Here is a 20,838-nt window from a genome sequence, read left to right as displayed (position 1 = left end):
GGGTCCGCCGCAGGATGTGACTTTCTTGTTATGCCCTTGAGCAAGGCTTGAGGTGGCTGTGCGGACATGTACGGCTTTTTACCGGCCGGTGGAATTGACCGCATGGTGAGAACGCGCAGCTCTGCTAAGGGGCTTGAGGGGATCTTGCTGCTGTCGCGCGTTGTGGGGAGGCGGGTGGGCGCGGGTGGGCGCGGCGGGGTGTCCGGTCTGTTTCGGGGCCGGGTCCGGGGTGTGTTTTGTGGCCTGCACGCACCGCATGATGGTTACGCAGGGTAATTTTTGACGTGATGTGTTCGACGCGGTGTTGCGTGTGTGGGGTGGGTGGTCAGGGTGGTTGGCGTGCCGAGTGGGCCATACAAGGGGTTGCGCGGTCAAGGGAGTTGACTGGGGTTATTGCTCAACTGTGCTTGTTTGCTTGGTGGTTGTGTGCGGGAATGCGGCTGCCCGACCGGATTGTGTTCCGGTCGGGCAGGGGAGGTGGGGTGTGCGGCGTGATGTGTTGTGTTTCGGTCAGGCGGCGTCGGGGCGTGGTGCGTCGCGGAGCAGGCAGGTGAGGCGGGCGGTGCAGACCCGCTTGTCGTGTTCGTCGGTGATGACGATTTCGTAGGTGGCGGTGGAGCGGCCGCGGTGCACGGGGGTGGCGGTGCCCGTGACGAGTCCGCTGCGGACGCCGCGGTGGTGGGTGCAGTTCAGGTCGACGCCGACGGCGATCTTCGTGGCGCCGCCGTGGAGCATGGAGCCGACCGAGCCGAGGGTTTCGGCGAGGACGGCGGAGGCGCCGCCGTGGAGCAGGCCGTACGGCTGGGTGTTGCCCTCGACGGGCATGGTGCCGACGACCCTGTCGGCGGACGCTTCGACGATCGTGACGCCCATGCGTTCGCCGAGGTGGCCGGCGGAGAAGAGGGCGGGGAGGTCGACGCCGAGTGCGGCGTACTCGTCGATGATCTCCTGGGGGAACGTGGGTGTGGTGTGCTCGCCCATGGGGTCCGGCTCCGATCGTCTGCGGTGGTTCGTGGTTCGGTGCTGTCTGCACCGTTCATATCAGACGGCTGAGCGGGCGCTTAGTAGCTGAGTCGTGGAGGGAGGTGGGACGGGGGCGCGGCCTCGCTCCCGCTCCTGTTCCTGGCCTCGCCCCGTCCCCGTCCCCGTCCCTGGCCGGTCCCCGGTCCGTCCCCGGCCCGTCCCTGGCCGGTCCCCGGCCCCGTCCCCGTCCCGTTCCCGTCCCGTCCCTGGCCGGTCCCCGGTCCGGCTTCCGCTCCGGGCGCGGGGCAGGTGGTCAGGTGGTGGCCGGCAGGAAGTCCTCTCCGCTCGACGGGCGCAGACCGTCGCCGCGATCGGCGAAGTAGCGATCGGCGAGCAGGGACCCCGGTACGTGCCGTGCGTCGGCGAAGCCCGCTTCGTGGGCCAGGGACAGCATGTCCTGCGGGGTGCAGAAGCTGAGGAACGGTGTTCCGGACGTCTGGGGGCCTTCCTTGCTCGTCCGGAGGCCGGGGCGGTCGGCGGGGGCGACGAGTTCGGGTGGCGGCAGGAAGGTCATGGCGAGCGTGGTGCCCGGGGCGAGCCCGGCGATCCGGCGCAGGGTGGCGGCGGTGGCGTCCCGGGTGAGGTACATGGTGACGCCGGTGGAGACGACGACCGCGGGCCGGGTGCTGTCGAATCCGGCGGCGGCCAGCTGCTCGGGCCAGGAGTCGCCGCCCTCGAAGTCCACCGGAACCAGGCGGAGCCGGTCGGGGATGCCGTAGCCGAGTTCGATGAGGCGACGGCGTTTCCAGGGCTGGGTGGCGGGCCGGTCGATCTCGGGGGATCCACCTGGACGTGCATCGCCCGCCAGAGGGCGACCCGTAGTGCGGTGTTGTCGGGTGCGCCGGCCTGCTCGTCCGTCATGGTGTTTCCCTTCCGCTCGCTCGCGCCGGGGCGTTCTCGGGCTATTCCCGGGCGTTCTGCTCCCGGACGTTCTCGAAACGGATGACGACGGACTTGCTGGCGGGCGTGTTGCTGGTGTCGGCCGTGGCGTCGAGGGGGACCAGCACGTTGGTCTCGGGGTAGTAGGCGGCGGCGCAGCCGCGGGCGGTCGGGTAGTGCACGACGCGGAAGTCCGGGGCGCGGCGTTCCACTCCGTCCTTCCATTCGCCGACGAGGTCGGTGTAGGCGCCGTCGGGCAGGGCGAGTTCGTGGGCGTCGTCGGGGTTGACGAGGACGACGCGGCGGCCGCCCTTGATGCCGCGATAGCGGTCGTCGAGGCCGTAGACCGTGGTGTTGTACTGGTCGTGGGAGCGCAGGGTCTGCAACAGCAGTCTGCCTTCGGGGAGTTCGGGGTATTCGACGGGGGCGGCGGTGAAGTTGGCCCTGCCGGTCGTGGTGGGGAAGCTGCGTTCGTCGCGCGGGGCGTGGGGGAGGGTGAAGCCGCCGGGGTGGGTGACGCGGGCGTTGAAGTCCTCGAAGCCGGGGACTACGCGGGAGATGCGGTCGCGGATCGTGGCGTAGTCCTTCTCGAACTCCGCCCACGGGGTGGTCGAGGTGGGGCCGAGGACGGCGCGGGCGAGGCGGGCGACGATGGCGGGTTCGGAGAGCAGGTGCGGGCTCGCGGGGGTGAGGTTGCCGCGTGAGGCGTGGACCATGCTCATGGAGTCCTCGACCGTGACGAACTGTTTGCCGCTCGCCTGGATGTCCTTGTCGGTGCGTCCCAGGGTCGGCAGGATCAGGGCCCGGGTGCCGGTGACCGCGTGCGAGCGGTTGAGCTTGGTGGAGATGTGGACGGTGAGGCGGGCGCGGCGCATCGCGGCCTCGGTGACCTGGGTGTCGGGGGTGGCGGCGACGAAGTTGCCGCCCATGGCGAGGAAGACCTTGGCGTCGCCGTCGCGCAGTGCCCGGATGGCGCGGACGACGTCGTAGCCGTGGTGGCGCGGTGAGGTGATGGAGAACTCTTTGTCGAGTGCGTCGAGGAAGGCGGGGGAGGGGCGTTCGAAGATGCCCATGGTGCGGTCGCCCTGGACGTTGGAGTGGCCGCGGACGGGGCAGACTCCGGCGCCGGGGCGGCCGATGTTGCCGCGCAGGAGGAGGAAGTTGACGATTTCGCGGATCGTGGGGACGGAGTGTTTGTGCTGGGTGAGGCCCATGGCCCAGCACACGATGGTGCGTTTCGAGGCGAGGACCATGGCGAGGGCCTGTTCGATGGCGGTGCGGTCGAGGCCGGTGGCGGTGAGGGTCTGTTCCCAGTCGGCTTCGTGGGCCGCGGCGGCGAATTCCTCGTAGCCGTGGGTGTGTTCCCGGACGAAGGTTTCGTCGACGGCGCCTTCGGTGCGGAGGATCAGTTTGTTGAGGAGGCGGAAGAGTGCCTGGTCGCCGCCGATGCGGATTTGAAGGAAGAGGTCGGTGAGGGGGGTGCCCCTGAGCATGCCGCGCGGGGTCTGCGGGTTCTTGAACCGTTCCAGGCCGGCCTCGGGCAGCGGGTTCACCGAGATGATCTTTGCGCCGGCGGACTTGGCCTTTTCCAGGGCGGAGAGCATTCGGGGGTGGTTGGTGCCGGGGTTCTGTCCGGCGATGATGATCAGGTCGGCCCGGTGGAGGTCTTCGAGGGAGACGCTGCCCTTGCCGATACCGATGGTCTCGGTGAGTGCCGAGCCGGAGGACTCGTGGCACATGTTGGAGCAGTCGGGGAGGTTGTTGGTGCCGAATTCGCGGGCGAAGAGCTGGAGCAGGAACGCGGCTTCGTTGCTGGTGCGGCCCGAGGTGTAGAAGACGGCCTCGTCGGGGGAGGCGAGTGCGCGCAGCTCCTCGGCGATGATGTCGAAGGCGCGTTGCCAGGTGATCGGCTCGTACCGCTCGGCGCCTTCGGGGAGGTACATGGGGTGGGTGATCCGGCCCTGCTGGCCCAGCCAGTAGCCGCTGCGGCCGGCGAGGTCGGCGACCGGGTGCGCGGCGAAGAACTCGGGGGTGACGCGGCGCAGGGTCGCCTCCTCGGCGACGGCCTTGGCGCCGTTCTCGCAGAATTCCGCGGTGTGGCGTTTGTCGCCCTCGGGCCAGGCGCAGCCGGGGCAGTCGAAGCCGTTCTTCTGGTTGACCTTGAGGAGGGTCTGTGCGGTGCGTCGCGCGCCCATCTGCTGTTGGGCGATGAGCAGGCTGTGGGCGACGGCCGGCAGGCCGGCGGCGGCGTGCGGTGCCGGTTCGACCCGCGGTGCGTCCTGGACCGGGTCACCGGTGGGCGGCTTCGTGGCCATGGTGGACTTCCCTTCGGTCGATGCGGGGCCGCGGTGTGCGCCGCAGGGCGTGCGCCGGCCGTTCTCCCTCGATTGTCGTTCGCCCCTCGATCCTGTCACGCGGTACTGACAGTGAGGGAGGCCGAGCGAGGTCCGGTCGGGTTTGTCGGTGGTCCGTGGCAGGATCGGGGGCGTGGCTGAGACGGCATCGAAGAAGACGGCAGACAACCGACCGCGCCTGCTCCTGATGGACGGGCATTCCCTGGCGTACCGGGCGTTCTTTGCGCTGCCCGCGGAGAATTTCACGACCGGGTCGGGGCAGACGACGAATGCGGTGTACGGCTTCGCGTCGATGCTGGCGAACACGTTGCGTGACGAGGCGCCGACGCATTTCGCGGTGGCGTTCGACGTGTCCCGCAAGACGTGGCGCTCGGAGGAGTTCCCGGAGTACAAGGCGAACAGGTCGAAGACCCCGGACGAGTTCCGAGGTCAGGTCGAGCTGATCGGCGAGCTGCTGGACGCGATGCGCGCCGATCGTTTCGCGGTCGACGGCTTCGAGGCGGACGATGTCATCGCGACGCTGGCCACGCAGGCCGAGGCGGCGGGTTTCGAGGTGCTGATCGTCACGGGCGACCGGGATTCGTTCCAGCTGATCACGGACGCCGTCACCGTGCTGTACCCGACGAAGGGCGTCTCGGAGCTGACGCGGTTCACTCCGGAGAAGGTCGAGGAGAAGTACGGTCTCACGCCGCAGCAGTATCCGGATTTCGCCGCGCTGCGGGGTGACCCGTCGGACAATCTCCCGGGTATTCCGGGTGTGGGGGAGAAGACCGCGGCGAAGTGGATCAAGCAGTTCGGTTCGTTCGCGGAGCTGGTGGAGCGGGCGGAGGAGGTCAAGGGCAAGGCCGGGCAGAATTTCCGTGACCATCTGGACGCGGTCCGGCTGAACCGTCGGCTGACGGAGATGGTCCGGGACGTGGAGCTGCCGAAGACCCCGCAGGACTTGGCGCGTGCCCCGTACGACCGCACGGCGGTGACGGGGGTGCTGGACGTGCTGGAGATTCGCAATCCGAGCCTGCGCGAGCGGCTGCTGGCCGTCGATCCGGGCGCGGCTGAGGACGAGTCCCCGGCGCTCGCGGCGGGCGTCGAGCTGGACGGTGCGGTGCTGGGCGCGGGCGAGCTGGCGCCGTGGCTCGCCGAGCACGGCGGGGAGCCGCTCGGTGTCGCCACCGTGGACACCTGGGCGCTGGGCGCCGGTACGGTCACCGAGGTGGCGCTCGCCTCGGCCGGCGGTGCTGCCGCCTGGTTCGATCCCGCGGAGCTCGACGAGGGCGACGAGCGGGCGTTTGCCGCGTGGATCGCCGACGCGGCGCGGCCGAAGGTCATGCACAACGCGAAGAACGCCATGCGGGTCTTCCCGGAGCACGGCTGGCGGGTCGACGGTGTCGCGATGGACACGGCGCTGGCGGCCTATCTGGTCAAGCCGGGCCGTCGTTCCTTCGCGCTCGACGCGCTGGCGGTGGAGTACCTGGGCCGGGAGCTGGTGCCGGCCTCGGCGCCCGACGGCCAGCTGGCCTTCGGTGCGGACGACCGGGCCGAGGCCGACGCCCTGATGGCGCAGGCGCGGGCGGTGCTGGATCTGGGCGAGGCATTCGGCACCCGGCTCGCGGAGGTCGGGGCGGCCGAGCTGCTGCACGACATGGAACTGCCGACGTCCGCGCTGCTGGCCCGCCTGGAGCGGCACGGCATCGCCGCCGACCGGGCTCATCTGGAAGGCATGGAGCAGCAGTTCGCGGGTGCGGTGCAGCAGGCGGTGAAGGAGGCGCACGCGGCGGTCGGCCGGGAGTTCAACCTCGGTTCGCCCAAGCAGCTCCAGGAGGTCCTCTTCGGTGAGCTGGGGCTGCCCAAGACGAAGAAGACCAAGACCGGGTACACGACGGACGCCGATGCCCTGGCCTGGCTCGCCGCGCAGACGGAACACGAGCTGCCGGTCATCATGCTGCGCCACCGCGAGCAGGCGAAGCTGCGGGTCACCGTCGAGGGTCTGATCAAGACGATCGCGGCGGACGGCCGTATCCACACCACGTTCAACCAGACGGTGGCGGCGACCGGCAGGCTCTCCTCCACCGACCCCAACCTGCAGAACATCCCGGTCCGTACGGACGAGGGCCGGGCCATCCGCCGGGGCTTCGTCGTCGGCGAGGGCTTTGAGTCGCTGATGACGGCCGACTACAGCCAGATCGAACTGCGGGTGATGGCACACCTCTCCGAGGACGCGGGCCTGATCGAGGCGTTCACCTCCGGCGAGGACCTGCACACCACGGTCGCCTCGCAGGTGTTCGGGGTCGAGAAGTCGGCCGTCGACCCGGAGATGCGCCGCAAGATCAAGGCGATGAGCTACGGGCTGGCGTACGGGCTCTCGGCGTTCGGTCTCTCCCAGCAGCTGAACATCGAGGCGGGTGAGGCGCGCGGCCTGATGGACACCTACTTCGAGCGGTTCGGCGGGGTGCGTGACTACCTGCACCGGGTGGTGGAGGAGGCAAGGGCCACCGGCTACACCGAGACGGTCTTCGGCCGGCGCCGGTACCTCCCGGATCTCAACAGCGACAACCGTCAGCGTCGTGAGATGGCCGAGCGGATGGCGCTCAACGCTCCGATCCAGGGCACGGCGGCGGACATCGTCAAGGTCGCCATGCTCCAGGTCGACCGGGCGTTGACGGAGGCGGGGCTGAAGTCCCGGATGCTGCTCCAGGTCCATGACGAAATCGTTCTGGAGATCGCCCGGGGCGAGCGGGAGCGGGTGGAGGAGATCGTCCGCCACGAGATGTCCACGGCCGTGCAGTTGCGCGCTCCGCTGGACGTGTCGGTCGGTGTGGGTACGGACTGGGAGTCCGCCGCGCACTGACGGGCGCACCGGGAAGGGTGGTGCCGGGCGAGGGCGGAACCGGCCCGCCCGGCACCGTTGTCCCGGCACCGTTGTCCCGGCACCGTTGTCCCGGCACCGTTGTCCCGGCACCGTTGTCCCGGCACCGTTGTCCCGGCACCGTTGTCCCTGGCCGGGGCGCCGCAGCCGGGGCCGGCGGCCCGGGGATGCGCGGCCCGGGTCAGCGGGGCGAGCGGGGCCGTTCGTCGTCGGCGGAGGCGGGATCGGGCGTGCGCGGCCGCCGCAGCCGCATCCACAACCCGTACAGCACCAGGCCCACGGCCAGCCCCGCCCCGGCGCCGAAGCACGCGGTCGGGATGATGTCCAGCGGGGTGTCGACGCGCCCGAAGTACGCGTACCGGCGTGCGCATCGATGAGCGAGGCCGAGCAGTACGCAGACGCCCAGCAGCGTCCCCGCCGCGCGGCGCTCGCGTCGGCTCAGCACGGGGACGTCCGGCGGGGCCGGCTGCGGCCCGGTGCGCCGCAGCCCCGATGCCGTGAACCGGGCGAGCACGCCCAGGGCCATCGCCGAACTGCCGTACTGCACCAGCTGGAACACGGGATACCCGGCGATCTCCCCGTCGAGTCCCGGGACCAGTCGCACGCCCCAGCGGTCGTGATGGGTGAAGGCGTCCCAGACGACATGGGTGACGGACCCGATCGCCGCCGACAGCGCGAACCACCCGCCTTCCCGGATCCGGGCGCCCGCCCGGCCGTTCCGGGCCTCCGGGCCATGCCCGCCACGCCCCCCGGGGCGTCCCCGGAGGAACGAGTGGACCCGCCCCTGCCAGGCCCTCGGCAACAGCGCCACCAGCGGTTCGCGCAGCAGCAGCCACAGTGCCACCGCCGCCCCGGTGATCAGCACATCGACCGTGAACACGCCCCACACCGCATGCGTGACCTGCCCGAACTCCATGGCGCCGGGGATCACCGAGTCCGCGAAGTACGTCAGGTCGGGGGCGAACGAACCCGCGACGAGGGCCGATGCGAGGAGCGGTCCGCGCGCCGTACCGTCGCGCCGCATCCCCGGCAGCACCGCCGCGGCATGACTGAGTGTGAACGGCATGGCGGCAAGTATGCGCGAGGCACCTTCGCCTCCTCGCACGGCGTCGGCGCCGGCGTCGTACACCGCACAGCCGCGGTACGACTTGGCGACCGGAACGTGAAAAACAGGTAAGAACCGGTCGGTGTGCCGTGCCTCCGCCGCACGAGGTGCCGTAGGGTCGCCTGAGTCCCGGCGCCGGGGAGCGCGGGCAGCCGATGACGGGGAGGGGCCACGGGTATGGCAGCGCAGTTCGGTCGTCGACTTCGCAAGGGGGCGACCACCACCGCCGTGGCCGCCATTGCCGTGGCGGCGCTGTCCGCCTCGGGGGCACCCGGGACACCGCTGGTCGGCGCCGACGGCGACCCGCAGGCGGCGGGCACGACGACGCCGCCCGACGACAGCGCGGCCACCGGCAACTCGCCCTACTACACGGACCTGCCGCCGCTGAACACGCCCGACAGGCCGAGCACCACGACCGAGTCGCCCCTCACCGGGCGATCGGAATCCGGCATACCGGCTTCGGTCCTCGCCGCCTACAAGAAGGCGGAGCAGAGCCTGGCCGACAGCGACGCCGCCTGCCGGCTGCCGTGGCAACTGCTCGCGGCGATCGGCAAGGTCGAGTCCGGCCACGCCCGCGGCGGACGCGTCGACGCGAACGGCACCACGTTCGCCCCGATCCTCGGCCCGGTGCTCGACGGCCGGGGGTTCGCCCTGATCAAGGACACCGACAACGGGGCGTACGACGGGGACGCGACGCACGACCGCGCCGTCGGCCCGATGCAGTTCATCCCGTCCACCTGGGCGAACTGGGGCCAGGACGGCAACGGTGACGGCAGCAAGGACCCCAACAACGTCTACGACGCGGCGCTCGCCGCCGGCCACTACCTCTGCGCGGGCTCGCGCGACCTGTCCGTCGCCGCGGACCTCGACCGGGCGGTGCTGAGCTACAACCACTCGAACGCCTACCTGCGCACGGTCCGTTCCTGGTTCGACTACTACAAGCGCGGCACCCACGAGATCCCCGACGGCACCGGCACGGTCCCGCCCGGCCTCGGCACCACGAATCCGTCCCCCTCGCCGTCCGGAAGCACCCATCCGACGTCGAAGCCGAAGCCGAAGCCGAAGCCGACGTCGAAGCCGAAGCCGGGCCCCGATCCGACGAAGCCGGGCGGCGGCACCGACCCGTCGCCGACGCCCACGCCGACCCCGACCCCGACCCCGACCCTTGCCAAGGTGGAGAACGCGGGCACCGGCCCCCTGACCGCCACCGCAGGCGGCGAGTTCGCCGAGCGGATCAAGGTGCGGGCCGAGAACAGCCTCGGCGGCCCGCTCGCCAAGGTCTCCGTCACCTTCACGGTCACCGGCGACACGGACGCCGCCTTCACCGGCAAGAAGAGCACCGTCACCCTCCTCACCGGAGCCGACGGGACGGTCACCGCCCCGGTGCTGAAGGCGGGCGAGAAGACCGGCACGTTCACCGTGCGGGCCGTCGCCACCGGCCGCTCGCTGCCCGCCGTCACCTACACCGCGACCGTCGGCGCCCGCCGGGCCGACGCGATCGTCCGGACCGACGACAAGGTCCTTACCGCCGCACCCGGCACGGAGTTCGCCGACACCGTCGAGATCGCGGCCACCTACAAGGACGCGGTCGCCGCGGGCGTCGCGGTCACCGCCACCATGATCACCGACGCCGACGAGCCGGTCGAGAACGACAAGGGCCCGTACTTCGAGGACGCGGACGGCAAGGCGGTCCGCACCCTCACCGACCTGCGGACGGACAAGGACGGCAGGTTGACGCTCCCGAAGATCCACGCCGACGGCACCGAAGGCACGTACAAGCTGCGCCTCACCACCGAGGACGGCGCCACGCTGATCGTCGAGCTCACGGTCGAGGCCCCCGCCGCCTGACCCCCACCACCACGGCACCACCACGGCCCCTCCGCCACCCGGCAGAGGGGCCGTTCCACGTGTTCCCCTCTCGCGCCCGTGTTGCTACGGTGCCCCAATCCTGACGCACCATCAGATTCGCGCTCACCGGGAGGCCCGACATGCGTGCCCTCGTCGCCGCCGCGATCGGACTCACCGCGGCCCTCGCGCTCGTCCTCACCGCCGCCGCGATCGGCGCCCCGCCCGGAAAGACCTCGCCCGAACCCCTGCTGACCACCGTCCCGAGTCCCGGGAACCGGTGACCGCGAGCGGTCGGCACCGCACGAAGCGGCAGAGGCCGCAGAAGCAGAAGGAGGGCACCACCATGCGCCGCCGAGCCAGCCTCGTACTCCTGGCCCTCGCCGTCTTCTTCACCGCCATGGCGCCCCTGCTGCGCTGGTACGCCTTCCCGAGGCTGGCGAAGATACCGCCCAGCCAGTACCAGGAGACGGTGATGGAGGCGAAGCCCGCCACCCTCCTCGACTACAACGACAACATGAAGGTCAAGCAGGTGCCCCGGGTCACCATCGTGCAGACCCTCAAGGGCAACGTGGAGGAGTCCGAGCGGATCGAACGCGACGCCGGACGCGACGTCGTCGTCTGGGACGCCCTCAGCTTCGTGGCCGGCCCGGACGGCAGGATGGTCTCCGAGATCCCCGAGCGCTACATCTTCGACGCCCACAGCCAGGAGCCCGTCCACGCCACCGGCGAGATGGTCGACGGCGACCCGGTCAGGCGCGAGGGCATCGAGTTCAAATGGCCCTTCCTCACCGAGAAACGCGACTACGAGTACTTCGACGCGCAGGCCCGCACCAGCTCACCCATCCACTATCGGGGCACCCGCACCTTCCGCGGCATGGACGTCTACTACTTCGAGCAGACCGTCCCGTGGACCAGGGTTCCGATGCCGAAGAAGATGCCCATCAAGGGCGTCACCCCGGAGCAGATCGCGAAGACCGGCATGACCCGCTGGTACACCACCAAGCGGATGTTCTGGGTCGACCCGGTCACCGGAGCACCCGTCAACGGCGAGGAGGTGCACCGGGAGGAGCTGCGCAACGCCAAGGCGATGGGGATGCCGCAGGACACCGTCACCGTGTTCGCCGGACACGTGAAGATGCGCGAGGACTACGTCGACTCGACCGTCGCCCTCGTCAAGTCCCAGCGGGTGCTGGTCCTGCTGCTCACCTCGTACCTGCCGTGGGGCTTCCTGGTCCTCGGCGCGCTGCTGCTGCTCCTCGCCCTGTGGCTGGAGGCGCGCTCACGCCGACCGGACGGCGAACGTCACGACGACACGACGGCGGCCGCCCCCGACCCGGCGCCCGCCCCCGCCTGAACCGGGGCGCCGGGACGGGGGAGGGGCGGCGCCCCGGGACCCGCCGCCTACCGCCCGGCCCGTTTGGTGAACCGCGTCGCCGCCACCGTCGTGGGATCCTCCGGCCACGGATGCTTCGGATAGCGGCCGCGCAGTTCCGCCCGCACCGCCCGGTAGCCGTCCCGCCAGAACGACGCCAGGTCCGCGGTGACCGCTGCGGGCCGGCCGGCGGGGGACAGGAGATGGACCAGCACCGGTACCCCGGCCACGCTCGGCGTCTCCCGCAGGCCGAACAACTCCTGGAGCTTCACCGCGAGCACCGGCTGCTCCCCGCCGTAGTCCACCCTGATCCGGGAGCCGCTCGGCACCTCGATCCGCTCCGGCGCCAGCTCGTCCAGCCGGGCCGCGTCGCCCGTCGCCCACGGCAGCAGCCGCCGCAGCGCCTGCCCGGCGTCGATCCGCGCCAGATCCGAACGCCGCCGGGCCCGTGACAACTCGGGCTCCAGCCAGTCCCCGGCACGGGCCACCAGCGCGGCGTCCGACATGTCCGGCCAGGGCGCCCCCACCGTCCGGCGCAGAAACGCGAGCCGTTCCCGCAGATGCTCCGCCTCCCGCGTCCAGCGCAGCAGCCCCAGGCCCTCGCGCCGCATCCCCTCGGCCAGCGCCTCGCGCACCGCGTCGGGCGCCGGCTCCCGCAACGGACGCACCGACAGCTCGATCGCGCCCAGCCGCTCGACCCGACGGGCCACCACATCGCCGTCCGCCCAGCGGACCTCCTCGCCCGTGACCCGCACGTGCCCGGCGGCCGCGCGGGCGGTGTCCTCATGGATCACGGCGGCGAGCCGCACCCGCGCGGACGCCGCATGGGCGGGCCGGTCGGCGACCGCGACCGCCAGCCACGACGCACGGTGCAGCCCGGACCCCTCGCCGACCTGCGCACCCGTCCCCGACGCCATCAGGAACGCGCCCGCACCCCGCGCCCGCGCCACCCGCTCCGGGAACGCCAGCGCGGCCACCAGGCCCACGGCGGCATCGTCGGCAACGGCGTCCCCGGTCCCCCCGACCGCGGCGGAGAGCCGCCGGACCTCCTGCCGCCAGCGCGCCGCATAGCCGTCCCCGCCGCGCCGGGCCGTACGCAGCGCCGCGGCCAGATCGTCCCCGTACGCGCGCGGCGGTTCCTCGCTCAGCAGCGCCACCGTCTCGGCCGCCCGCCGCCCGCCCACCTCGGCGGCGCCGTCCAGCAGCGCCCGGGCCAGCCGCGGATGCAGCCCCAGCCGGGACATCCGCACGCCGCGCTCCGTGGCCCGCCCCCGTGCGTCCACCGCGCCGACTGCCGCCAGCACCTCGCGCGCCGCCGCCATCGCCCCGGCCGGCGGCGGGTCGAGCAGTGCCAGCCGCGAGGCATCCGGATCGCCCCAGCAGGCCGCCTGGAGGGCGAACGCGGTCAGATCGGCGACCGCGATCTCCGGGGACGGGAACCGTGCGAGCCGCCCGTCCTCCGCCTGCTGCCAGCACCGGTACACCACCCCGGGCGCCTCGCGTCCGGCCCGCCCCGCCCGCTGCCTCCCCGTCGCCTGCGAGGCCCGTACGGTCGTCAGCGCGCCCAGCCCCCGTGCGTGATCCGTGCGGGGCTCCCTGGCCAGCCCCGAATCCACCACCACGCGCACCCCGGGCACCGTCAGCGACGACTCCGCGACCGCGGTCGCCAGCACCACCCGCCGACCGTCGGACGACCCGGCCAGCACGGCGTCCTGCACTGCCGCCGGGGCCCGTCCGTGCACCTGGAGCACCTCGGCGTCCACCCCCGCGAGCATCCCCGCCACCCGGCCGATCTCGCCGACACCGGGCAGGAAGCACAGCACGTCGCCGTCGCGTTCGGCGAGCGCCCGCCGCACCGTCGCCGCTACATGCCCGAGCAGCACCGGATCGACGTGCATCCCGTGCGGCGGCCGCACCTGCCCCGTGGGCGGTGCCCACACCGCCTCCACCGGGTGCGAGACACCCCGCGCCTCCACCACCGGGGCGTCGCCCAGCAGCCGGGCCCAGCCCGCCGCGTCCGTCGTCGCGGAGGCGGCGACGAGCCGCAGATCGGGCCGGAGCGTCTCGCGCACGTCGAGCAGGAACGCGGCGACCGTGTCCGCGTCCAGGTGCCGCTCGTGGCACTCGTCGACGATCACCGCGTCGACCCCGGCCAGCTCCTGGTCGCGCTGGAGCCGCTGGAGCAGTACCCCGGTGGTGACCACCTCCACCACGGTCTCGCGCCCCGCAGCCCGCTCCCCGCGGACCGTGAAGCCCACCCGCCCGCCGACGTCCTCCCCGACGAGCCAGGCCATCCGCCGTGCCGCGGCCCGCGCCGCGATCCGCCGCGGCTCGGCGACCACCACCCGGCGGATCGGGCCGTCACCGGTCAGACCGGCCAGGGCCAGGGGCACCAGGGTGGTCTTGCCGGTGCCGGGCGGTGCGCACAGCACCGCGGTGCCGTGTCCGTCGAGGGCCCGCCCCAGGGCGGGCAGGGCGGTGCGTACGGGCAGTTGTCGCAGGGCGTCGGTACGGATCACGCCCCCAGTCTCGTACGGGGCGCCGCAGCCGCCCGTTCCCGGGCCCGGGTCGTCAGTCCCGCTCGCAGACGAAGATCGCCGTGCCCGGGATCAGGTTGCCGCGCAGCGGGGACCAGCCGCCCCACTCCTGGTGGTTCCAGGCGGGCCACTCCGGTTCGACGAGGTCGACCAGCCGGAAGCCGCCCGCGACCACGTCCCGCACCCGGTCGCCCAGCGTCCGGTGGTGCTCGACGTACACGGCCTCGCCCCGCTCGTCCTGCTCGACGTAGGGCGTGCGGTCGAAGTAGGAGGCCGCGACCGACAGGCCCTCGGGCCCCGGCTCGTCCGGGAAGGCCCAGCGCACCGGATGCGTCACCGAGAACACCCAGCGCCCGCCCGGCCGCAGCACCCGGTGGACCTCGCGGAACACCCGCACGGGGTCGGCGACGAACGGCACCGCGCCGTAGGCCGAGCACGCGAGGTCGAACGACCCGTCCCGGAACGGCAGCACCCCGGCGTCCGCCTCCACCAGCGGGACGTCGCCGCCGATCCGCAGCGCGTGCTGCAACTGCCGGTGCGACAGGTCCAGGGCGACCGGGTGGGCGCCCCGGGCGGCCAGCCAGCGCGAGCACTGCGCGGCACCCGCGCCGATCTCCAGGACGTCCAGGCCCTTCAGCGACCCGGCCGGGCCGAGCAGGCCGGCCTCGGCCTCGTCGAGCCCCTCGGGGCCCCAGACGAAGCGGTCGTCGCCGAGGAAGGCGCCGTGGTCGCCCTGGTACTCGTCGGCGTTCCGGTCCCACCAGCCGCGACTGGCCCGGCTGCTCTCGGTCTCCGAGGCGTCCCGGCGTGTCGCCTCGGGCTCGGAGGTGTACATCTCTTGGCTCATCGGGTCCGTCGTTGTAGTTTGCCTTCACCCCGTCGTACGCGATACGCACCAGGGGTCGTCCGTCGGCGGGGCTCCGTGCCCATGGACGGTCTCCCGCAGCCGACACGGCACCGGAGAACACGAAATCTGCCGGATATGGTCCGGTGCGCCCTTGGTGTGTGCCTTCGCGCATTGACCGTGCCCGGCCGCCCCCGTATGCTACAAGTTGCGCTGCGAGCCTGCGCGCCTCAGACCTAGCAGGTCGCGCTCGCATCTGCATGTATGTCCCCTCGGTTCACGAGGCGCCTCCCGTTCGGCGGGTCCGGTGCTTCCCGGGCTGTCCGGCTTCTGCAGAGGCGATACGGGCTCCTGGCGTAGCAGTACCTACGACTCACTGTCCGTACCGGAGCCCTTTCCCACATGACGAGCAGCACCGAGACCACCGCCACCACCCCGCAGGTAGCGGTCAACGACATCGGTAACGAGGAAGCCTTCCTCGCCGCGATCGACGAGACGATCAAGTACTTCAACGACGGCGACATCGTCGACGGCGTCATCGTGAAGGTCGACCGGGACGAGGTCCTGCTCGACATCGGTTACAAGACCGAAGGCGTCATCCCCTCCCGCGAGCTCTCGATCAAGCACGACGTCGACCCCAACGAGGTCGTCAAGGTCGGCGACGAGATCGAGGCCCTGGTTCTCCAGAAGGAGGACAAGGAAGGCCGCCTGATCCTGTCCAAGAAGCGCGCTCAGTACGAGCGTGCCTGGGGCACGATCGAGAAGATCAAGGAAGAGGACGGCATCGTCACCGGTACCGTCATCGAGGTCGTCAAGGGTGGTCTCATCCTCGACATCGGCCTCCGTGGCTTCCTGCCGGCGTCCCTCGTCGAGATGCGTCGTGTCCGTGACCTCCAGCCCTACGTGGGCAAGGAGCTCGAGGCCAAGATCATCGAGCTGGACAAGAACCGCAACAACGTGGTCCTGTCCCGCCGTGCCTGGCTGGAGCAGACCCAGAGCGAGGTCCGCCAGACGTTCCTCACGACCCTGCAGAAGGGCCAGGTCCGCTCCGGCGTCGTCTCCTCGATCGTCAACTTCGGTGCGTTCGTGGACCTCGGTGGCGTCGACGGTCTCGTGCACGTCTCCGAGCTGTCCTGGAAGCACATCGACCACCCCTCCGAGGTCGTCGAGGTCGGCCAGGAGGTCACGGTCGAGGTCCTCGACGTCGACATGGACCGCGAGCGCGTCTCCCTGTCGCTCAAGGCGACGCAGGAAGACCCGTGGCAGCAGTTCGCCCGCACGCACCAGATCGGGCAGGTCGTTCCCGGTAAGGTCACCAAGCTCGTTCCGTTCGGTGCGTTCGTCCGCGTCGACGAGGGCATCGAGGGCCTGGTCCACATCTCCGAGCTGGCCGAGCGCCACGTGGAGATCCCGGAGCAGGTCGTCCAGGTCAACGACGAGATCTTCGTCAAGGTCATCGACATCGACCTGGAGCGCCGCCGCATCAGCCTCTCGCTGAAGCAGGCCAACGAGTCGTTCGGTGCCGACCCGGCCTCGGTCGAGTTCGACCCGACCCTGTACGGCATGGCCGCGTCCTACGACGACCAGGGCAACTACATCTACCCCGAGGGCTTCGACCCCGAGACCAACGACTGGCTCGAGGGCTACGAGGCTCAGCGCGAGGCGTGGGAGACGCAGTACGCCGAGGCGCAGCAGCGCTTCGAGCAGCACCAGGCCCAGGTCATCAAGTCCCGCGAGGCCGACGAGGCCGCTGCTGCCGAGGGCGCTGCCGCCCCGGCCGGCGGTGCCCCGGCCGCCTCCGGCGGCAGCGGTGGCTCGTACTCCTCGGAGTCCGCGGACAACTCCGGCGCCCTGGCGTCGGACGAGGCCCTGGCCGCCCTGCGCGAGAAGCTGGCGGGTGGCCAGAGCTGACGCTCTGATCCGCCGCATCGCCGGTCGGTGATTGACCGGACCAGCTGACGGTGAGGCCCGTTCCCTTCGGGGGACGGGCCTCATACGTGTCCGCGGACCTGTGTTCGCGACGGTGTCACGGGGGCTGCTACGGCGTGACCACGATGTTGGTCAGCCCCTTGCCGCCGGTGACGGTGTTGCTGCTGTGGACGGTGGTCGGGCAGTTCGCGCCGAAGTTCGTGACGTTGATGGCGATCCGCCGGTCGCCGGTGGAACCGGACAGGTCCGAGGCGTTGTCGCGGAAGACCGTGCCGCAGCCCCAGCCGCTCTGCTGGGTGTGGGTCTCGTAGCCGTTGTTGGTCGTGCGGGAGCCCCTGTTGCCCTCGACCAGGACGTCGTTGCCCTTCACATCGACCCAGGAGTCGTCGTAGTTGGCACCCGGTCAGTCCGCTGCCGTCGAAGGTGTTGCCGGTGATCCTCGCCCCGGTGGTGCCCTCCTTGATGTCGACGTTCTCGCCGCCGACCCCGGGGCCGATCGTGTTGTTCAGGATCTGGATCCCATCGCTCCGGTCGGAGAGGTCGCCGGCCGTGCCGACGTAGACGCCTTCGCCCATGCCGCGGCCGTCGTGCCCGGTGTCGTGGATCCGTGAGTTCTTGATGACGCCGTTCCTGCTGGACCTGCGGAAGTGGACGCCCTCCATGTCCAGGTCGTGCACGGTCACGGAATCGATCACGACGCCGGTGGCGGCGTCGGCCATGATGCCCTTCTGGCCGCCGGTGACGGTGACGCCCCGGACGGTCCAGTAGGAGGCGCCGTCGAGGTGCAGGCCGTAGCCGCCGCCGGTGGTCAGGATCGCCAGGGCGGAGCCGGTGAGGGTGATCCTGGCGGAGGCGGTGCCGGGTGCGGTCGCCTTGAAGTTGCCGCGGTAGGTGCCGTCGGCGAGCCGGATCGTGACTCCTGGTGCCGCGGCGGCGAGGGCGGACTTGAGCTGTGCGGCGGTGCTCACGTCGACCACTGCGGCGGCCGGGGCGGCGGTGGCGGCGGTGGGGGCGAGGCCGCCGGTGGTGAGCAGTGCGGAGGCCAGCAGGGCGGGGAGCAGGACGCGGGTGAGCATGGAGGCCTTCCCGTCGGAGGAGTTCGAGAGATGCTCGGTACGTGCTGTGCTCGTGGGGGGAACAGCGGCGTTCTCGTACATGAATGCGGTGCGAGTCCCTGAACTTGCTGCCGAGTGACGGTATGGACGCCCTGCTGCCCTGTCAAGGTATGGACCAGCGCTGGGGAGGGCGGTGGCGCGGAGCCGACGGGCGGGGTGGTGAAGGTGCGGTGGTCGGACGTCCACGGTTTTCCGGTGCGTGGTCCAAGTCCCTTGATGGGAAAGGGAAATGGCGGGCCCCGCAGCCCCCGGTCGCGGGGCTCGGCCCGCGGGGTGCCGAAGGTCGCGTGAACTCGACGCCCATGCGCGCGAGTTCATCCGGGTGACGTTCGACGCCGCAGCCATCGGCCCGCCGTCGTGCGGATGTTCCGTGGTGCGGCGAGGTGATCGTCCCGGCGCGCAGAGCGGGGATGACCGTGTACGCCCGCCGTCTCGCATAGGTTGCCGGCATGAACCGTCGGGCGTGGGGGCACGCTCCGGGAATGCCCGTGCCCCGCCTGACGTTCTTGTGCAGGAACACGAGGAGGAGCGGTAACCGTGCCTGATCCGCAGAGTTTGTACGAATGGGAGCCGAAGGGGCTGGCCGTCGTCGACATGGCGCTGGCCCAGGAGTCGGCCGGTCTGGTCATGCTCTACCACTTCGACGGGTACATCGACGCGGGCGAGACCGGCGAGCAGATCGTCGACGGCCTGCTGGAAACGCTGCCGCACCAGGTCGTCGCCCGTTTCGACCACGACCGGCTCGTCGACTACCGCGCGCGGCGTCCGCTGCTGACCTTCCGGCGCGACCGCTGGACGGCCTACGAGACCCCGGCACTGGAGGTCCGGGTCGTCCAGGACGCCACCGGCGCCCCCTTCCTGCTGCTCTCCGGTCCGGAGCCGGACGTGGAGTGGGAGCGGTTCGCCGCAGCCGTCGAGCAGATCGTCGAGCGCCTCGGCGTCCGTCTCGCGGTCACCTTCCACGGCATCCCGATGGGCGTCCCGCACACCCGCCCCGTCGGCATCACCCCGCACGGCAACCGCACGGACCTGATGCCCGGCCACCGCAGCCCGTTCGACGAGGCGCAGGTCCCGGGATCCGCCGCCGCCTTGGTCGAATACCGGCTGATGGAGGCGGGACACGACGTCCTCGGCGTCGCCGCCCATGTACCGCACTACGTCGCCCGCTCCGCCTATCCGGACGCGGCGCTCGCCGCGCTGGAGGCGATCACGGCCGCGACCGGCCTGGTCCTGCCGGCCGTCGCCCACGCCCTGCGCACGGAGGCCCACCGCACCCAGACCGAGATCGAGCGGCAGATCGGCCAGGGGGACGAGGAGCTCGTCTCGCTCGTCGAGGGACTTGAGCACCAGTACGACGCTGTCGCGGGCTCCGAGACCCGGGGCAATCTGGTCGCCGAGCCGGTCGACCTGCCGTCCGCCGACGAGATCGGCCTCGAATTCGAGCGGTTCCTCGCGGAGCGCGAGGGAGACGCGTGAGCGGGTGCCCGGGGCCCGCTCCGTGCGGGAACCCGGCGGGGCACTAGGCTTCCCGGCATGCTGAAGGTGGGCCTGACCGGCGGGATCGGCGCCGGCAAGAGCGAAGTGTCACGGCTGCTCGTCGGCCACGGGGCCGTGCTGATCGACGCGGACCGGATCGCGCGCGAGGTCGTCGAGCCGGGCACGCCCGGGCTCGCGGCCGTCGTCGATGCCTTCGGCGCCGATGTCCTCACCGCCGACGGCGCACTGGACCGTCCGAAACTCGGCTCGATCGTCTTCTCCGACCCCGACCGGCTCGCCGTCCTCAACGCGATCGTCCACCCGCTGGTCGGCGCCCGTTCCGCCGAACTGGAACAGGCCGCGGGCGAGGATGCGATCGTCGTCCACGACGTCCCCCTCCTCACCGAGAACGGCCTCGCACCGCTCTACGACCTCGTCGTCGTGGTGGACGCCGGCCCGCGGACCCAGCTCGACCGGCTCGTCCGGCTGCGCGGCATGACCGAGCCCGAGGCCCGTGCCCGGATGTCCGCACAGGCGACCCGGGAGGAGCGGCGTGCCGTTGCCGATCTGGTCATCGACAACGACGGCCCGCTGGCGGAACTGGAGCCGCAGGTGCGCGCGGTGTGGTCGGAGCTGACCCGGCGGGCCGCGGCCAAGGGCTGACGGGGCGTCGCGCCGGGTGGATCCCGGGCGCGTCGTCCGGTGTGCCGGATGCCGGACAGCGGCCCCGCGCCGACGCTCCGGGGAGGGAGGGAAGGTGCCCACGTGCCCGGGAGGACCCCGGAAACGAATGTGATCGACTTCCGCGCGGCGGAGCGTCTGCCGGCCGCACGCGACCCGCGGGGCGCGGTCAAGCTTCTGGACCCGGTGATCGCGGCCCATCCCGAGAACACCGCGGCCCGGCTGCTGCGCGCCCGCGCGTTCTTCGCCGCCGCCCAACTGTGCCCGGCCGAGTTGGAGTTCGAGCTCGTTTTGGAGCGTGAACCGGACAACGCCTGCGCCCACTTCGCACTCGCCCGCACCTTCGAGCGCTCCGGTCGCACCGATCGGGCCTCCCGCCACTTCCGGCTGGCCGCCGCGCTCGACCCGAAGCCGGAGTACCTGAGGGCGGCCCGCTTCCGCACGGCGGACTGACCGCCCCCGGGTGCCCGCCGTCCGGCGGCGGGCCGGGTCAGTGACCGTACCTGCCGGGCCCGCCGTGGTCGGGTTCGTACGGCGGGATGTCGCGTCCGGGCTGGTAGTGCGGGCCCTGGTGGATGTGGTGGATGATCACCGCGAGATCCACGAGGACCAGCACGAGAAACAGGCCGCAGGCGGCGGCCCAGCCCGGGCGTCCGGTCAGGGTGAAGGCCGTCAGGCCGAAGACTGCCCAGGCCAGCCCCCATAGACTCAGGCACAGCCGCAGCCGCAGAGGACTGCGGGCCGTCGTCGGTTCGTTACCGGTACGCATGGTGATCGCCTCACCTACCAGGATGGACCCGCGGCAGCGATTT

Annotated in this window: 15 protein-coding genes and 1 pseudogene; 8 read left to right on the top strand and 8 right to left on the bottom strand. The window is 71.6% G+C overall.

Annotated elements, in window-relative coordinates; genetic code table 11:
- Positions 1–510: 510 nt before the first annotated feature.
- The 3 genes from ACFC79_RS13510 to ACFC79_RS13500 form a co-directional block, all read right to left on the bottom strand.
- Entirely contained in the window at positions 511–981 is a 471-nt protein-coding gene (locus ACFC79_RS13510) for a PaaI family thioesterase (protein ID WP_376239163.1), read from the bottom strand.
- 295 nt (positions 982–1,276) lie between these two features.
- Positions 1,277–1,753 carry a class I SAM-dependent methyltransferase gene (locus ACFC79_RS13505; protein WP_376239577.1) on the bottom strand — a complete coding sequence of 159 codons (477 nt, stop codon included), beginning with the start codon at positions 1,751–1,753 and terminating at the stop codon, positions 1,277–1,279.
- Between the two features lie 172 nt (positions 1,754–1,925).
- Entirely contained in the window at positions 1,926–4,217 is a 2,292-nt protein-coding gene (locus ACFC79_RS13500; RefSeq protein ID WP_376239161.1) for an FdhF/YdeP family oxidoreductase, read from the bottom strand.
- 172 nt (positions 4,218–4,389) lie between these two features.
- On the opposite strand from ACFC79_RS13500, the gene polA reads away from it, so the two are divergent.
- On the top strand, positions 4,390–7,101 hold the full coding sequence (gene polA, locus ACFC79_RS13495; protein WP_376239159.1) for a DNA polymerase I: 2,712 nt from the start codon (positions 4,390–4,392) through the stop codon (positions 7,099–7,101).
- A gap of 199 nt (positions 7,102–7,300) precedes the next feature.
- Here polA and ACFC79_RS13490 read toward each other — a convergent pair whose 3' ends face one another.
- Entirely contained in the window at positions 7,301–8,185 is an 885-nt protein-coding gene (locus ACFC79_RS13490; RefSeq protein ID WP_376239156.1) for a DUF4184 family protein, read from the bottom strand.
- A 216-nt stretch (positions 8,186–8,401) separates the two neighbouring features.
- Between ACFC79_RS13490 and ACFC79_RS13485 the strand changes: the two genes are divergently transcribed.
- From ACFC79_RS13485 to ACFC79_RS13475, 3 genes are all read left to right on the top strand, one after another.
- Positions 8,402–10,072, top strand: coding sequence for a lytic murein transglycosylase (locus ACFC79_RS13485; protein ID WP_376239154.1), 1,671 nt, complete (start codon positions 8,402–8,404; stop codon positions 10,070–10,072).
- A gap of 140 nt (positions 10,073–10,212) precedes the next feature.
- Positions 10,213–10,353 carry an SPW_0924 family protein gene (locus ACFC79_RS13480; RefSeq protein ID WP_376239152.1) on the top strand — a complete coding sequence of 47 codons (141 nt, stop codon included), beginning with the start codon at positions 10,213–10,215 and terminating at the stop codon, positions 10,351–10,353.
- A gap of 62 nt (positions 10,354–10,415) precedes the next feature.
- On the top strand, positions 10,416–11,426 hold the full coding sequence (locus ACFC79_RS13475) for a DUF3068 domain-containing protein (protein WP_376239149.1): 1,011 nt from the start codon (positions 10,416–10,418) through the stop codon (positions 11,424–11,426).
- Positions 11,427–11,473: 47 nt separating this feature from the next.
- Here ACFC79_RS13475 and hrpB read toward each other — a convergent pair whose 3' ends face one another.
- Both hrpB and ACFC79_RS13465 read right to left on the bottom strand, forming a co-directional pair.
- Positions 11,474–13,963: an ATP-dependent helicase HrpB gene (hrpB, locus tag ACFC79_RS13470; RefSeq protein WP_376239147.1), complete on the bottom strand. Its 2,490-nt coding sequence runs from the start codon at positions 13,961–13,963 to the stop codon at positions 11,474–11,476.
- Positions 13,964–14,015: 52 nt separating this feature from the next.
- Positions 14,016–14,816 carry a class I SAM-dependent methyltransferase gene (locus tag ACFC79_RS13465; protein WP_376239574.1) on the bottom strand — a complete coding sequence of 267 codons (801 nt, stop codon included), beginning with the start codon at positions 14,814–14,816 and terminating at the stop codon, positions 14,016–14,018.
- A gap of 411 nt (positions 14,817–15,227) precedes the next feature.
- Here ACFC79_RS13465 and rpsA point away from each other — a divergent pair, with 411 nt between their 5' ends.
- Positions 15,228–16,736 (top strand): 30S ribosomal protein S1, encoded by a 1,509-nt coding sequence (gene rpsA, locus ACFC79_RS13460; protein ID WP_073788681.1) that lies wholly within the window; start codon positions 15,228–15,230, stop codon positions 16,734–16,736.
- Positions 16,737–16,863: 127 nt separating this feature from the next.
- Here rpsA and ACFC79_RS13455 read toward each other — a convergent pair.
- Positions 16,864–17,830: pseudogene (locus ACFC79_RS13455) on the bottom strand (right-handed parallel beta-helix repeat-containing protein).
- A gap of 576 nt (positions 17,831–18,406) precedes the next feature.
- Between ACFC79_RS13455 and ACFC79_RS13450 the strand changes: the two are divergent.
- The 3 genes from ACFC79_RS13450 (at position 18,407) to ACFC79_RS13440 (ending at position 20,479) form a co-directional block, all read left to right on the top strand.
- Positions 18,407–19,345, top strand: coding sequence for a PAC2 family protein (locus tag ACFC79_RS13450; protein WP_376239145.1), 939 nt, complete (start codon positions 18,407–18,409; stop codon positions 19,343–19,345).
- A 57-nt stretch (positions 19,346–19,402) separates the two neighbouring features.
- On the top strand, positions 19,403–20,008 hold the full coding sequence (gene coaE / locus ACFC79_RS13445; protein ID WP_376239144.1) for a dephospho-CoA kinase: 606 nt from the start codon (positions 19,403–19,405) through the stop codon (positions 20,006–20,008).
- A gap of 102 nt (positions 20,009–20,110) precedes the next feature.
- Complete coding sequence (locus ACFC79_RS13440; protein WP_376239142.1) at positions 20,111–20,479, top strand: tetratricopeptide repeat protein; 369 nt, start codon at positions 20,111–20,113, stop codon at positions 20,477–20,479.
- A 37-nt stretch (positions 20,480–20,516) separates the two neighbouring features.
- Here ACFC79_RS13440 and ACFC79_RS13435 read toward each other — a convergent pair whose 3' ends face one another.
- The gene (locus ACFC79_RS13435; RefSeq protein WP_376239139.1) at positions 20,517–20,795 is read right to left on the bottom strand and encodes a DUF6343 family protein; all 279 of its coding nucleotides are present in this window, start codon (positions 20,793–20,795) and stop codon (positions 20,517–20,519) included.
- Positions 20,796–20,838 lie beyond the last annotated feature (43 nt).

The sequence above is a fragment of the Streptomyces sp. NPDC056061 genome (assembly GCF_042266885.1).
Taxonomy (GTDB): Bacteria; Actinomycetota; Actinomycetes; order Streptomycetales; family Streptomycetaceae; genus Streptomyces.
This window is presented reverse-complemented; position numbering and strand designations above follow the sequence as displayed.